Source organism: Arthrobacter livingstonensis, assembly GCF_003219815.1.
GTDB classification, from domain to species: Bacteria; Actinomycetota; Actinomycetes; order Actinomycetales; family Micrococcaceae; genus Specibacter; species Specibacter livingstonensis.
The window spans coordinates 73,624-85,981 of record NZ_QJVD01000007.1 but is presented as its reverse complement, the minus strand read 5'-3'; the positions used below and the strand labels follow the sequence as shown (position 1 = coordinate 85,981).

Below are 12,358 nucleotides of genomic sequence, written 5' to 3'. Positions count from 1 at the left end.
CAAGCGCTTCCCAGCCTCGCAAGTCCCCAGGCGCTCCCCAACCTCGCAAGCTCGGCTGGGGCCCCTCGCGCCAGTGGCCCCACGGCCGGGGACCCCTCGCGCTTGGAGGCCCCTGCCGAGGAGCTGAACTCGCTGGACCTGCTCGAATCCGAGGCCATCCACATCATCCGCGAGGTGGTGGCCGAGTTTGAACGCCCGGCTCTCCTGTTCTCGGGCGGCAAGGACTCGGTGCTGATGCTGCACCTGGCCACGAAGGCGTTTTGGCCGGGCAGGGTGCCGTTCCCGGTGCTGCATGTGGACACCGGCCACAACTTCCCGGAAGTCATCGAGTTCCGCGACCGCACGGTGGCTCGCCTGGGCCTGCGACTGGAAGTGGGCTCCGTGCAGGAGTTCATCGACCAAGGCGTTCTGGCCGAGCGCGCCGACGGCACCCGCAACCCGCTGCAGACCGTCCCGCTGCTGGATGCCATCGCGAAGAACAAGTTCGACGCCGTGTTTGGCGGCGGCCGCCGCGACGAGGACAAGGCCCGCGCCAAGGAGCGCATCCTGTCCCTGCGTGACGAGTTCGGCCAGTGGGACCCGCGCAACCAGCGCCCGGAACTGTGGAATTTGTATAACGGCCGCCACACCGTGGGCCAGCACGTGCGCGCTTTCCCCATCAGCAACTGGACCGAGCTGGACGTGTGGCGGTACATCGCCCGCGAAAACATCGAACTGCCCGGCCTCTACTACGCCCATGAACGCGAAGTGTTTGAGCGCGACGGCATGTGGCGTGCCGTGGGTGAGGTCTCGCAGCCGCGCCCCGACGAGGACGTCATCATCAAACAGGTGCGCTACCGAACGGTGGGGGACATGTCCTGCACCGGTGCCGTGGCCTCCGCTGCCACCACAGCCCACGACGTCGTCCGCGAAGTCGCCGCCTCCACCCTGACCGAACGTGGCGCCACCCGGGCCGATGACCGCATCTCCGAGGCCGCCATGGAAGACCGCAAGAAAGACGGCTACTTCTAATGACCATCACCGAAGCGCCCCTCGCGCAGTCAACACTGTTCCGCTTCGCCACGGCCGGCTCCGTCGACGACGGCAAGTCGACCCTGGTGGGCAGGCTGCTGCACGACTCGAAGGCGATCCTGGCGGACACCCTGGACGCGGTGACCCGCACATCCGCGGACCGCGGCTTTGGCGGCGAGGGCGGCAGCACCCAGAAGATCGACCTGGCACTGCTGACCGACGGCCTGCGCGCCGAGCGCGAGCAGGGCATCACGATCGATGTCGCCTACCGCTACTTCGCCACCGACCGCCGCAGCTTCATCCTCGCCGACTGCCCCGGGCACGTGCAGTACACCAAGAACACGGTGACGGGCGCGTCCACCGCTGATGCCGTCGTCGTACTCATCGACGCCCGCAAGGGGGTGCTGGAGCAGACGCGACGGCACCTGTCCGTGCTGCGGCTGCTGCGGGTGCCCAATGTGGTGGTGGCCGTGAACAAGATCGACCTCGTGGATTTTCGCGAGGACACCTTTCGGGCCATTGAGGCCGACGTGCAGGCCGTGGCCGCGCAGATTGGCGTCACCGACGTGCTGGTGGTGCCGGTTTCCGCGCTCGAGGGCGACAACGTGGTGGAGCGCTCCGCCCACACCCCCTGGTACACGGGCCCCAGCCTGTTGGATGTCCTGGAAACGCTGCCCACCACCGACGAAGTTGAGCGCGGATTGGAGCCGTTCCGTTTCCCCGTGCAGCTGGTGATCCGGCCGCAGGGTGCGCTGGCTCCGGATCTTGCTGACGCGGACGACGCCGGGACCTCCTTCCGCGACTACCGTGCCTATGCGGGGCAGGTGGCTTCCGGGTCGGTTTCGGTTGGTGACGCCATCACGGTCCTGCCGTCCGGAAGCACCGCCTCCGTGGTGGGCATCGACTTCGCCGGCCGCACGCTGGACCGCGCCGTGGCGCCGCAGTCCGTGTCCCTGCGCCTGAGCGCTGAGATCGACATTGCCCGAGGCGATGTCATTGCCGCCACCGGCACGTTTGGCGAGGTCAGCCAGGACCTCTACGCCGAACTGTGCTGGCTTTCCACCAGGCCATTGCGGGAGGGCTCCAAGGTGCTGATCAAGCACGGCAGCAAGACGGTGCAGGGCCTGATCCGTGCAGTGACGGGGAAGCTGGACCTGGAAACGTTTGAACTGGGCGCCGCGTCCGGGCTGGAGCTCAACGACATTGGCGCCGCCCAGATCCGCCTCGCGTCCGCGCTGCCGATTGAGACGTATGCGCTGCACCGCCGCACCGGCGCGTTCCTGGTGATCGATCCGCAGGACGGCAACACTCTTGCCGCGGGCCTGGTCAGGGACCACCCCGGCGACCACGAGGACGAGCGCTACAGCATCTAACCCGCCCACTAATGATCCCGATCCCGCTTTCCGATACCGACATCCCGGTGTCAGAAAGCGGGATCGGGATCATTTTTCGTCGAGGTGCCCATTGACGCACATCCCGCGGTCCGAAACGATGGAATGATCCGGGAAATCCGGGCACCATCATTGCTGGAGTCAGGGAGAAAGAGTCATGGCCACGCAAGTATTCATCAGTTTTCCCACCACCGACCTTGACCGTTCCAAGGCGTTCTTTGAGGGAATCGGATGGCAGATCCAGCCGAATTTCACGGATGAGAATGCTGCCTGCATTCTCGTCGATGAGAACTTCTTCGTGATGGTGCTCAAGGCGGAGTATTTTGCCACGTTCACCGACAAGCACATTGTGGATCCGACCACGTCCGCGCAGGTGCAAGTTGCTCTCAGCCGTGAAAGCCGTGGGGACGTGGACGCACTGTTGGAGAAGGCCCTGGCCGCCGGTGGCGCGGAGCCCCGCCCAGCCCAAGACCTCGGGTTCATGTACTCCCGCGACTTCGAGGACCCGGACGGGAATGCGTTCAGCGCCCTGTGGATGGACCCGCAGGCAGCCGAGCAGGGCCCCGAGGCGTTCATGGCGGAGCAGCAGGAAGAGGGCCTCGGCCACGCCTGAGGGTTGCATTGGGGCCAGGGTTTAGTTGGCGCTGTCCCGTAGATATTCGCGCAATCCGGGTATTGAAAACTTGACTTCTCCGCGTCCCGCAGGCTCGATCAGCCCCGCCTCGATGAGTCTGGCCCGGTAATTGGTAGCCAGTTGCAAAGATGCATCCATTCGCTTGGCGACCGCCGCCGTGCTTGATGGGCCCGTGTCGAGCGCCATGGCGCGCAAATAGCTCATGTCACGGTTGGAAACGCGGGCGATGGCGGGTCCCACAACCATGCGTATGTTGCGCTTAAGTGCAATATGAATGGCGGTCTTTACCGACTCGGCAGCAACAGTGCCCCCGCTCTTTTCGGCTTCCCGCCACAAGAAGTACCCAATGAGCTGGACCAGAAACGGGTAGCCCAGGGTTGCCGCGGCGGATTCCGCCATGGCGCCATCAGGGAATACGAATCCGGCCTCCTTGTACTGCCGGGTATATGACGCTTCGACGTCCTCAATGTCAACAGCGTGGAGGTCGATCCTGTCGGCCCGTCGGAGGAAGGTCGCCACGCCTTCATTGAGGATGTCCGAGATTGCCGCCGGCAGTCCCGCGCAGACGAAGCTAATGGGGAGACCATCTCTCACCCAGTGTTGGATGACTGCGGCCAATTGGAGCAATTCTGCGCGGTTTGCGTCTTGGACCTCGTCGAGAGTGATCAACAGTCCAGTGCCTTGTTTGTCCAGGCGCTGCAGAAGGCTGGCGCCAAGATTGCGGAATTCAACCTGGCGCTCCTGCGGAAGTTGTGTTGTAACACCAAATCCGGCAGCGGTGAAGGCAAGCACTTTTCTGGATGGTGGCCCGTCGCCAAGTTCGTCATCCAGGAGCAGGGCAGCGTCGGCGAGCCGTGTCAGGAAACCGTCTGTCGATGTCTCAGATATGACCGCCCATCCCTGCCCTTGTGCCAGGTCCTGGGCTTCGTTGAGCATGACAGTCTTGCCGACGCCTCGGGCGCCGGTGATGATCGACACGAGGCCAAGGACACCAGAGCGGATGCGCAAACCATATTCAAACTCTTCGAGAGTGTCCCCGCGGTCGAGGAGCTCAGGCGGCGTGCGGCCAAAGGTTGGGCGGAACGGGTTCTCCATTGCGGTCATCAGATCCCCCTTGTGTAATCGTATGTATTATATTTATAAATACATTACACAACATAACACTTCTCGACTAGCCGTCAGGCACTGAACGCGGTGGAAATGACTTTCGGGCGAAGCGACTTCTTCCCTGCCCTGCTTCGGATCCGGGCCCATGCCACACCTCAGAACAGCGAGTCGCCAGCGTATGCAAGCGCCCGCGGCACGACAGGCCACGCGTTGCTGACATAGTCCAACAGCCGGCCCTGATCCGCGGTCACGCCGTCAAGATGGAAGTCGTGCTCGGCCATTTCCTCGGCGCTGGCAGGGAACTGCTCGATGCCGAGATGCGCACTCCATATTGAAATGAAGAAGTCGGATTCTGTCAGCTTCGCGGCCAGATCGCGCACTACCTCAGATTCGTAACTCTCGATCAGCATGCTCAGGTTGCCGCCGAGCCCAATCTGAAGGTCGGCCGCTTCTCCCTGATTGGCCAGCAGGTAGCCCACGACAAACGGATGAATGAGCTTCTCTGGAACTTCCACCCAGTCCCAGGCGTCGAGCGTGTCCGCCCCTGACGCAATGTCCAGCGTCTCCGCTGCCAGCTTCGCGAGGGCGAGGAATCGCAGCGCATCTTCGGCGCTCTCCACATCCTCCTCCGCCACGTCGCGATCGCCAAGGTAAGCGGTCCACAGGTACTCCATCAAACCTGTGGCAGAGTCGCGCCCCAACCATTCACGCAGCAATTTCGGCGCCAACATTTCAACATCGATGTCTACGGCGTCTTCAAGTGATCCCCGCATGTGTGCCTCCTTTGATTAGCCGCCGCGGTGGCGAGTTGCCATCAGCTTCGCAGGCGGGTCTGACATTCTGCCTTCACCACAAAATGTGCGATGTCGGACACTCGTCGTGGGTGCGCCCGCTCGCCTGGGGCGGTCGGTGCGACAGCAGGACTCAAGTGCCAGCGACCACCCCCGCCGCCAAATGGGTAGAGTTGTAGCCAGGCCCTGACAGGAAGTAAGGACGTGACCATGCGGCAGTCCGTTGGTGAGTTCAGCCCGGAAGTTTTGGACTTCGCCGGGCACGTCCGCGACTACGAGGGCGCCGCCGAGGCCATCCGCACGTGCATTGTCGCCAGGCTCCGGGACGACGGCCTGAACCACCATGACGTGCGCTGCCGCGTGAAGACGCCGGCGTCCGTGCAGGAAAAACTGGATCGTTGCGACCAGTCCGGCAAACCGCGGTATCCCGGTGGCCCGGAAAACCTTGACGACCTGCTGGGCATTCGCGTCATCCTCTTCGTGGAAACCGACATCAAGGCCGTGGCGATCGCGCTGACCAGCCAGTTCATCTGCCATGACGACGAGGACAAGACCGCCGTCATACGCAAGAACGGCGGAATCGGCTACGCGGGTCGGCACCTGACCCTGGAAGTGCCGCAGGAGGACCCGCCGGCGGGTTGCGAAGCATACCGCGGTCAGCGCTTTGAGGTGCAGCTGCGAACCGTGCTCCAACACGCGTGGGCCGAATTTGAGCATGACATCCGCTTCAAGGGCACCCACGTGGACAACGCCGAAATCAGCCGCGCGTTCACCATGGCCTCGACCTTGATCGAGCTGGCGGACCAGCAGTTCGTGAACATCGCCGACATCCTGAAAAGAATGCAATCTGAAAGTGCCGCTCCCGAGTCGCAGGACCTGGACGCCAACTCCATCCAATTGCTCCTTGACCGCGTTTTTCCGGCGTATCCGCACAGCAAGGCCGGCCAGTACCGCTGGCTGGTGGAAGTCCTCGGCGCCAACGGCTTCACCACTGTGGCCGCCGTCGGGCAGTGGTTTGCGGACATTGACCAGCGCGCCATGGTGGCGACCATGGGCTACCGTTTCATGCCCGGCCAGGTTCGCGTGGTTGACGACCTCCTGCTTAAAACCTTCGGCGAACCGTACATCGAGGCCAGCAAAAATGTGGGGAACGACTTCAACCGCGAGGGCAAACTCCGTTTCCGCCTGCGCCGGTTTCGTGCACTCCAGCCCTGAGGAAGGCCGGCCGTGACGTGCCCCATGGACGACGCCGGCCCTGGACGCCACCTGCCACCGTCACCGTTGCTGGGTGGCCCAGTCGGCAACGCGGGCGGAACTTTCCTCCTCCGAGATGTCTTCGACGCGGGTCATGATGGACCAGCGCACCCCGAATGGGTCCCGAATGCTGGCAAAACGGTCGCCCGAGACGAAGTTGGCCACGGGCTCCCGGACGCTCGCCCCGGCCTCCACTGCCCGGGCAAGCAGCCGGTCGACGTCGGAGCAGTAGAGCGCGATCGAGTAGCAGTCGTCGTCGCCGGCCGGGGCGGGCACCAGGTGGTAGTCGGGGGTTGGCTCCCCGAGCTGCAGCCGGCCGTGGCCGAAGTCGAGCTCGGCGTGCACCACGACGCCGTCGAACTCGGTGACGCCCACAACCCGTGCCCCGAAAACGTCTTGGTAGAAGGAGACGGCATCGCCGGCCCGGGGGACGGCCAGGAACGGCGTCAGGCTGGTGAATCCGTGCGGCATGCCGTGACTGGTGAATTCCCCGTCGGCGGCCGTGGCTGGTTCAAGGTCTGCTGAATTAGTCATAAAACTTACGTTACGCACCGGCGGTCCCGCGGGCTTGTAGATTCGCGACAACCTCAATCATAGAATGGCCACGTGGACAGCTCCTTCAAGGGGATTCTTTACCCCGCCCGGCTTCCGACGTTTCATCGCCTGTCCGCGCCCGGGGACGTTGAACACTTGGTGGCGTGGTTTTGGATTCCGGAATGGGACATTGAGCCGGGCAGAACATCACGCCAGCAATTGATTGCCTTCCCGGCCTGCAACCTGGTGGTCCAGCAGGACGTGGTGGAGCTCGCCGGCCCAACAACCCGCACCTCGCACCAGGACCTCTCCGGCCGTGGGTGGGCCGTGGGTGCGCTCCTGCTTCCAGCGGCCGTCCCCTTCTTCACCGGTGATCCGGGCAGCCTGCGGGACGTCAGGGTGGCACTTGACTGCCCGGAACTCCGTGGACCAGTCAGCGCTGCCATGGGTGGGACAAACCCCGAGGGACGGGGCGAAAACGCGGTCACGGCATTTTCGGGCTGGCTCGCGGAGCGCATCCCGGCGGTCCCGGAGGAGGGCCTGCTGGCCAACGCCATGGCTGAGTTGATCGGCAGCCGCGACGACGTGGTCCGCATTGAGGACGCCGCTGAACGGCTCGCGGTTTCCCCCAGGACCCTCCAGCGCCTTGCGAAGAAGTACGTGGGGCTGAGCCCCTCCGCGCTGATCCGACGGCGCCGCCTGCAGGAGGCTGCCGACCGGTCACGCACGCATCCGGAGCTTGACCTGGCGGCAGTCGCCGCCGAATTCGGATACGCCGACCAGGCACACCTGGCCAATGACTTTCAACGGTTCCTGGAATTTACCCCGAGCAACTACCGGCGGTCCGTTGGCCGGGATCCAAGGCTGGAGCCCGGCCAGGAGCCCGGCCGGGCCTCAGGGACGGCCCCCGGCAGATAAGACCGCAAGGACCCCCGGCGGGTCCGGTAGGCGCCGGACGGCCGCGGTTTATGACGCCTCGTGAACCCCCGTGACCCCGGGTGTCCCAACCGTTGAAGCGCGCCCGCACCATTCCCTAGCGTTTACCCATGACCACTTTGGCAGAGCCCGCCGGCACTCCGGACCGGACCACACTGAGGCGCCCGACGGCACCCGCACCACGGATGACCTTGTCGCGATGTAGCGCGCGTTAGCAGCCCGCCCGCACCTCACCCACCAAAGGATTTGAACCATGCCAAACCATCCCGAACACCCCCCGAAGCTGAGCACCACGCGGATCGTCGCCGGCGAAAAGCCCAAGCGCAAGCGCCGCGCAGTGGAAATCATCGCCGTCGCCGCACTCGTGGCGCTGATTGGTGCGGGCGCCGCCGTCGCCTCCGTTACTGCCAACAACAACGCTGCCAAGAACGACGCCGCTCCCCAGCCCAGCGCGGCGGCGACGCTTAAGCTGGGGTACTTTGGCAACGTCACGCACGCCCCGGCCCTGGCCGGCCTGCAGGAGGGCATCTTCGCCAAGGACCTGGGGGCCACGAAGCTGAGCACCCAGGTGTTCAACGCCGGGCCGTCCGCCATTGAAGCCCTGAACGCCGGGGCCATTGACGCCGCCTACCTGGGCCCAAACCCCGCCATCAACTCCTATGTCAAGAGCAGCGGCGCCTCCATCCGGATCATCGCCGGGGCAACGAGTGGCGGCGCGCAGCTGGTGGTCAAGCCCTCCATCACCTCCGCCGCGCAGCTCAGGGGCAAGGTGCTGGCATCTCCGCAGCTCGGTGGCACCCAGGATGTGGCGCTCCGTTCCTGGCTGGCCGGCCAGGGCTTCAAAACCACCCCTGGCGGCGGCGGGGACGTCACCATCAACCCCACCGACAACGCCCAGACCCTCAAGCTCTTCCAGGACGGCAAGCTCGACGGCGCGTGGCTGCCCGAGCCCTGGGCCTCCCGTTTGGTGCTCCAGGCCGGAGCCAAGGTGCTGGTCAATGAAGCCGATCTCTGGGACAAAGGACAATTTAGCACAACCGTGCTAATAGTCAACAAGTCGTACCTGGAGGCGCATCCGCAGACCGTCGAGGCACTGTTGAAAGGCCACGTGGACTCCGTCAAGTGGCTCAACACGCACAAGGCCGAATCGGCAGCAGTACTCAATGCCGGGTTGAAGGTGGCCGCCGGAAAGCCGCTGGCCCAGAACGTCATTGACAGATCGCTGACCGAGTTGACGTTCTCCGCCGATCCACTGGCGGGGACGTTCCCCGAGCTTCTGGCACACGGGGTGGCGGCCGGGGTGACCAGGCAGGCGGACATTAAGGGCATCTTTGACCTTGGACCGCTCAACAAGGCGTTGAAGTCTGCCGGGGAAAAGCCCGTGTCGGCAACCGGGCTGGGGACACAATGACAGAGACGCTCACCCAAACGCAGGCCTTGGCCGCTGAAGCCCTGGCTGCGGCTGGTGGACGGCGCACGGAGAACGGGCAACAAGACCGGGCTCCCGCCGTCGTACTGGAAAACGTGGGTAAGCGCTTTGGTGCCGGCCCAGCGGTCCTCGAGGACATCAATGCCACGGTGCGGCAGGGCGAATTTGTGGCCCTGTTGGGCGCCTCGGGCTGTGGAAAGTCGACGCTGCTGAACATCATTTCGGGGCTCGATGTGCCCAGCTCCGGCGCCCTCGAGGTGCCGTCGGACGGGGCGGCCTTCATGTTTCAGGATGCCTCGCTGTTTCCGTGGCTGAGTGCCCGCGGCAATGTGGAGCTGGCGCTGAAGCTGCGTGGCGTGGGCAGGGCCGAACGCAGGGTGCGCGCCGGGGAGCTGCTGGAACTGGTAAATCTGGGGAATGCTGCGGACAAGCGCCCGCACGAGCTGTCCGGCGGCATGCGCCAACGCGTGGCGCTCGCCCGCTCGCTCGCCCAGGACCGGGCGCTGCTGCTGATGGACGAGCCGTTTGCCGCCCTTGACGCCATCACCCGCGACCTGCTGCACAACGAGCTGGAGAGGGTGTGGAAGGAAACCGGCCGCACCATCATCTTTGTCACCCACAATGTGCGCGAGGCCGTGCGGCTCGGCCAGCGGGTCCTGCTGCTCTCCTCACGGCCGGGCACCGTGGTGGCCGAATGGCAGGTCTCCGAGGAGCACCGGACCAACGCCGCCAAGGCCGTGGAACTGACCGGCGACATCACCGCCCGACTGCGCGAGGAGATTCGCCGCCATGCCTGATACCGTCACCCCGCCCCTGCTCAAGCGTGGCAGCGCAGAGGAGATGCGCTCCCTGGGGGCGGGGCTGGACTCGCTGCAGTCCGAGACGGCACGCCGTAAGAGGACCGATCTCTCCCGGGTGCTGCTGCCGCTGGCCGCTGTGGTCTTTTTGGTGCTGGCGTGGCAGTTTTACGTGTCACTTGGCTTCCGGCGCCGCGACCAGGTGCCGGGACCGCTGGACGTGCTCGGCTCCCTGGGACTGCTCTGGCAGGAAGGCACCGCGCAGGAGGCCATCTGGACGTCGCTGCAGCGCGGCGTCGTCGGCTTCGCCATCAGCATTGTGGTGGCCACGCCCATCGGCTTGCTGCTGTCCCAGGTCCGCCTGCTTCGGCGGGCGTTTGGGCCGCTGGTGTCCGGCCTGCAGGTGCTGCCTTCCGTTGCGTGGGTGCCAGCCGCCATCATCTGGTTCGGGCTCAGCGACGCCACCGTGTACTTCGTCATGTTCATGGGCGCAATTCCCTCCATCATCAACGGGCTGATTTCCGGGGTGGACCAGATTCCGCCCCAGTACCGGCGCGTGGGCAGCATCCTGGGCGCGTCCCGCTGGGAGATGGCCGTCCATGTGGTGCTGCCCGCGGCGCTGCCCGGCTACGTGGGCGGGCTGAAGCAGGGCTGGGCGTTTTCCTGGCGCTCGCTGATGGCGGCTGAAATCATCGCGATGGGCGGCACCCTGGGTTTCGGCCTGGGCTCGCTATTGGAACAGGGCCGCCAGCTGGCGGACATGGGCATCGTGATGTCCGCGATCCTGGTCATCCTCTTCGTAGGCATCGCCGTGGAACTGCTCGTGTTTGCTCCCGTGGAAAAGCGCCTGCTGCGCGGACGGGGCCTGCTGGCCGGCAGTACGCGGTAGTCCCCGGCCGCTCCGCAACCTCGTGCCTCGGCTGGGGCCCCTCGCGCCCGTGGGCCCACCACCCGCTCCCGCGAACGTTCCAATCCCTGAAAACGGGGCCAAACCGCAGCCACTGGCGCGCTGGATGTCGAAAACGGGGCCAAGCCGCGAGGGCGGTGTATCTTTGTGGGTGCGTTCGCGGGTTGGCCCCGGTCTCGCGGGTGCACCGGGCTCCGGTGAATGTGTCCCCGCGTGACGCCACATGAACTGGTGTAACGAACGTCTTGAACCGCAATATTTCCAGTCCCTAAGGTCATTCCATGGCACTAGTCGATCTCTTTCCAACCTCGCTGCGGCTCCTGGGCCGTCCCGCCCTTGTGGTGGGCGGCGGCGCCGTTGCTGCGCGCCGCGCCAAGACCCTGCTCGACGCCGGAGCTGACGTCACGCTGGTGGCTCCCCTCCTCAGCCCCGTGGCCCGGGACCTTGCGGGCCTCCTGACTTGGGAGGCGCGCGACTACCGCGCCAGCGACATGGACAACGCCTGGTTTGCCGTGGCGGCCAGCGATATCCCCGACGTCGATGCCCGCGTGGCGGCCGACGCCGAGGCGCAGCGCGTCTGGTGCGTCAACCACTCCCACGCGGACGACTCGGCGGCCTGGACGCCCGCCGTCGCCACCGTGGAGGACGTCAAGATTGCCGTCAATGCGGGGGGAGACCCGCTGCGCGCCGTCGCCATCCGCAACGCCATCAAGTCTTCGCTGGAAGGCGGCGAGTTGCCGCTGCGGCGGTACCGCAAGACTCAACGCGGCTCCGTGGCCCTGGTCGGCGGCGGGCCCGGCGCCGAGGACCTCATCACGGTTCGCGGCCGGCGGCTGCTGGCCGAGGCCGACGTCGTCGTGGCGGACAGGCTCGGCCCGCGCGGCCTCCTCGAAGGGCTGGGGGAGGACGTCAGGGTCATCGAGGTCGGCAAAACGCCAGGCCACCATCCCGTCCCGCAAACCGAAATCAACGCCATTCTGGTCCGCGAAGCCGAAAACGGGAACCGTGTGGTCCGGCTCAAGGGCGGCGACCCGTACGTGCTGGGCCGCGGCGGCGAGGAGGCCATCGCCTGCCGCGACAACGGCGTGGACGTGGAAGTGGTCCCCGGGGTCACCAGCGCGGTCAGCGTCCCGGCCGCCGCCGGCATCCCGGTCACGCACCGCGGCCTGGCCAAGGCGTTCACCATGGTGAGCGGCCATGAGGAGCTGGATAACGTCCCGGAAGGCAGCGACCACACGGTCATCCTGTTGATGGGCGTGGGCACGCTGAACCGCTCCATTCCCACCCTGCAGGCGGCGGGGCGCGGTCCGGACTGCCCCGTGGCCATCATCGAGAACGGCTTCGCCAGAAACCAGCGCGTCACCATTGGTACCCTTGGCACCATCGTGGCCCAGGCGCAGGCGGGCCGGGTGCGAAACCCGGCGGTCGTCGTCGTCGGCGACGTGGTGCGGGTCAGTCCGCTGGCCCCGGCCGCTCTGGCCACGGCCCACTACGGCACGCGGGAAACTTCAAGCGCACTCTCTTAGACTTGTCCCCAGGCCCTCTTCGAGTTACACAGACTTCGAAT

12 protein-coding genes are annotated in these 12,358 nt (G+C 65.6%); 9 read left to right on the top strand and 3 right to left on the bottom strand.

The features are described 5' to 3' along the window. The first annotated feature begins 102 nt into the window (after positions 1-102). From cysD to CVV68_RS08365, 3 genes are all read left to right on the top strand, one after another. The gene (gene cysD, locus CVV68_RS08375; RefSeq protein WP_110500545.1) at positions 103-1,011 is read left to right on the top strand and encodes a sulfate adenylyltransferase subunit CysD; all 909 of its coding nucleotides are present in this window, start codon (positions 103-105) and stop codon (positions 1,009-1,011) included. Next, positions 1,011-2,384: a sulfate adenylyltransferase subunit 1 gene (locus CVV68_RS08370; RefSeq protein WP_110500544.1), complete on the top strand. Its 1,374-nt coding sequence runs from the start codon at positions 1,011-1,013 to the stop codon at positions 2,382-2,384. The genes cysD and CVV68_RS08370 overlap by 1 nt, the downstream gene beginning before the upstream one ends. 175 nt (positions 2,385-2,559) lie before the next feature. Further along, positions 2,560-3,015, top strand: coding sequence for a VOC family protein (locus CVV68_RS08365; RefSeq protein WP_110500543.1), 456 nt, complete (start codon positions 2,560-2,562; stop codon positions 3,013-3,015). Positions 3,016-3,036: 21 nt separating this feature from the next. Here CVV68_RS08365 and CVV68_RS08360 read toward each other — a convergent pair whose 3' ends face one another. Both CVV68_RS08360 and CVV68_RS08355 read right to left on the bottom strand, forming a co-directional pair. Next, positions 3,037-4,140 (bottom strand): ATP-binding protein, encoded by a 1,104-nt coding sequence (locus CVV68_RS08360; RefSeq protein ID WP_245933421.1) that lies wholly within the window; start codon positions 4,138-4,140, stop codon positions 3,037-3,039. Between the two features lie 158 nt (positions 4,141-4,298). Continuing rightward, a complete protein-coding gene (locus tag CVV68_RS08355) occupies positions 4,299-4,916 on the bottom strand; it encodes a hypothetical protein (RefSeq protein WP_110500542.1) in 618 nt (205 codons plus the stop codon). 228 nt (positions 4,917-5,144) lie between these two features. On the opposite strand from CVV68_RS08355, the gene CVV68_RS08350 reads away from it, so the two are divergent. After that, a complete protein-coding gene (locus tag CVV68_RS08350; protein WP_146238859.1) occupies positions 5,145-6,149 on the top strand; it encodes a GTP pyrophosphokinase in 1,005 nt (334 codons plus the stop codon). Positions 6,150-6,209: 60 nt separating this feature from the next. Here CVV68_RS08350 and CVV68_RS08345 read toward each other — a convergent pair whose 3' ends face one another. Next, positions 6,210-6,722: a VOC family protein gene (locus tag CVV68_RS08345; protein WP_110500540.1), complete on the bottom strand. Its 513-nt coding sequence runs from the start codon at positions 6,720-6,722 to the stop codon at positions 6,210-6,212. Between the two features lie 72 nt (positions 6,723-6,794). Here CVV68_RS08345 and CVV68_RS08340 point away from each other — a divergent pair, with 72 nt between their 5' ends. From CVV68_RS08340 to cobA, 5 genes are all read left to right on the top strand, one after another. Beyond that, complete coding sequence (locus tag CVV68_RS08340; protein WP_110500539.1) at positions 6,795-7,640, top strand: AraC family transcriptional regulator; 846 nt, start codon at positions 6,795-6,797, stop codon at positions 7,638-7,640. Between the two features lie 271 nt (positions 7,641-7,911). Further along, positions 7,912-9,069, top strand: coding sequence for an ABC transporter substrate-binding protein (locus CVV68_RS08335; protein ID WP_110500538.1), 1,158 nt, complete (start codon positions 7,912-7,914; stop codon positions 9,067-9,069). Beyond that, positions 9,066-9,884 carry an ABC transporter ATP-binding protein gene (locus CVV68_RS08330; protein WP_110500537.1) on the top strand — a complete coding sequence of 273 codons (819 nt, stop codon included), beginning with the start codon at positions 9,066-9,068 and terminating at the stop codon, positions 9,882-9,884. The genes CVV68_RS08335 and CVV68_RS08330 overlap by 4 nt, the downstream gene beginning before the upstream one ends. After that, entirely contained in the window at positions 9,877-10,773 is an 897-nt protein-coding gene (locus CVV68_RS08325) for an ABC transporter permease (protein WP_110500536.1), read from the top strand. The genes CVV68_RS08330 and CVV68_RS08325 overlap by 8 nt, the downstream gene beginning before the upstream one ends. Positions 10,774-11,072: 299 nt before the next feature. Further along, on the top strand, positions 11,073-12,317 hold the full coding sequence (cobA, locus tag CVV68_RS08320) for a uroporphyrinogen-III C-methyltransferase (protein ID WP_110500535.1): 1,245 nt from the start codon (positions 11,073-11,075) through the stop codon (positions 12,315-12,317). Positions 12,318-12,358 lie beyond the last annotated feature (41 nt).

Bases quoted from the DNA above. Each gene is read 5' to 3' on its own strand.
- CVV68_RS08330 (WP_110500537.1), top strand. From the start codon at position 9,066: ATGACAGAGACGCTCACCCAAACGCAGGCCTTGGCCGCTGAAGCCCTG.
- CVV68_RS08350 (WP_146238859.1), top strand. From the start codon at position 5,145: ATGCGGCAGTCCGTTGGTGAGTTCAGCCCGGAAGTTTTGGACTTCGCC.
- CVV68_RS08335 (WP_110500538.1), top strand. From the start codon at position 7,912: ATGCCAAACCATCCCGAACACCCCCCGAAGCTGAGCACCACGCGGATC.
- CVV68_RS08345 (WP_110500540.1), bottom strand. From the start codon at position 6,722: ATGACTAATTCAGCAGACCTTGAACCAGCCACGGCCGCCGACGGGGAA.
- CVV68_RS08360 (WP_245933421.1), bottom strand. From the start codon at position 4,140: ATGACCGCAATGGAGAACCCGTTCCGCCCAACCTTTGGCCGCACGCCG.
- CVV68_RS08355 (WP_110500542.1), bottom strand. From the start codon at position 4,916: ATGCGGGGATCACTTGAAGACGCCGTAGACATCGATGTTGAAATGTTG.
- CVV68_RS08365 (WP_110500543.1), top strand. From the start codon at position 2,560: ATGGCCACGCAAGTATTCATCAGTTTTCCCACCACCGACCTTGACCGT.
- CVV68_RS08370 (WP_110500544.1), top strand. From the start codon at position 1,011: ATGACCATCACCGAAGCGCCCCTCGCGCAGTCAACACTGTTCCGCTTC.
- cobA (WP_110500535.1), top strand. From the start codon at position 11,073: ATGGCACTAGTCGATCTCTTTCCAACCTCGCTGCGGCTCCTGGGCCGT.
- CVV68_RS08325 (WP_110500536.1), top strand. From the start codon at position 9,877: ATGCCTGATACCGTCACCCCGCCCCTGCTCAAGCGTGGCAGCGCAGAG.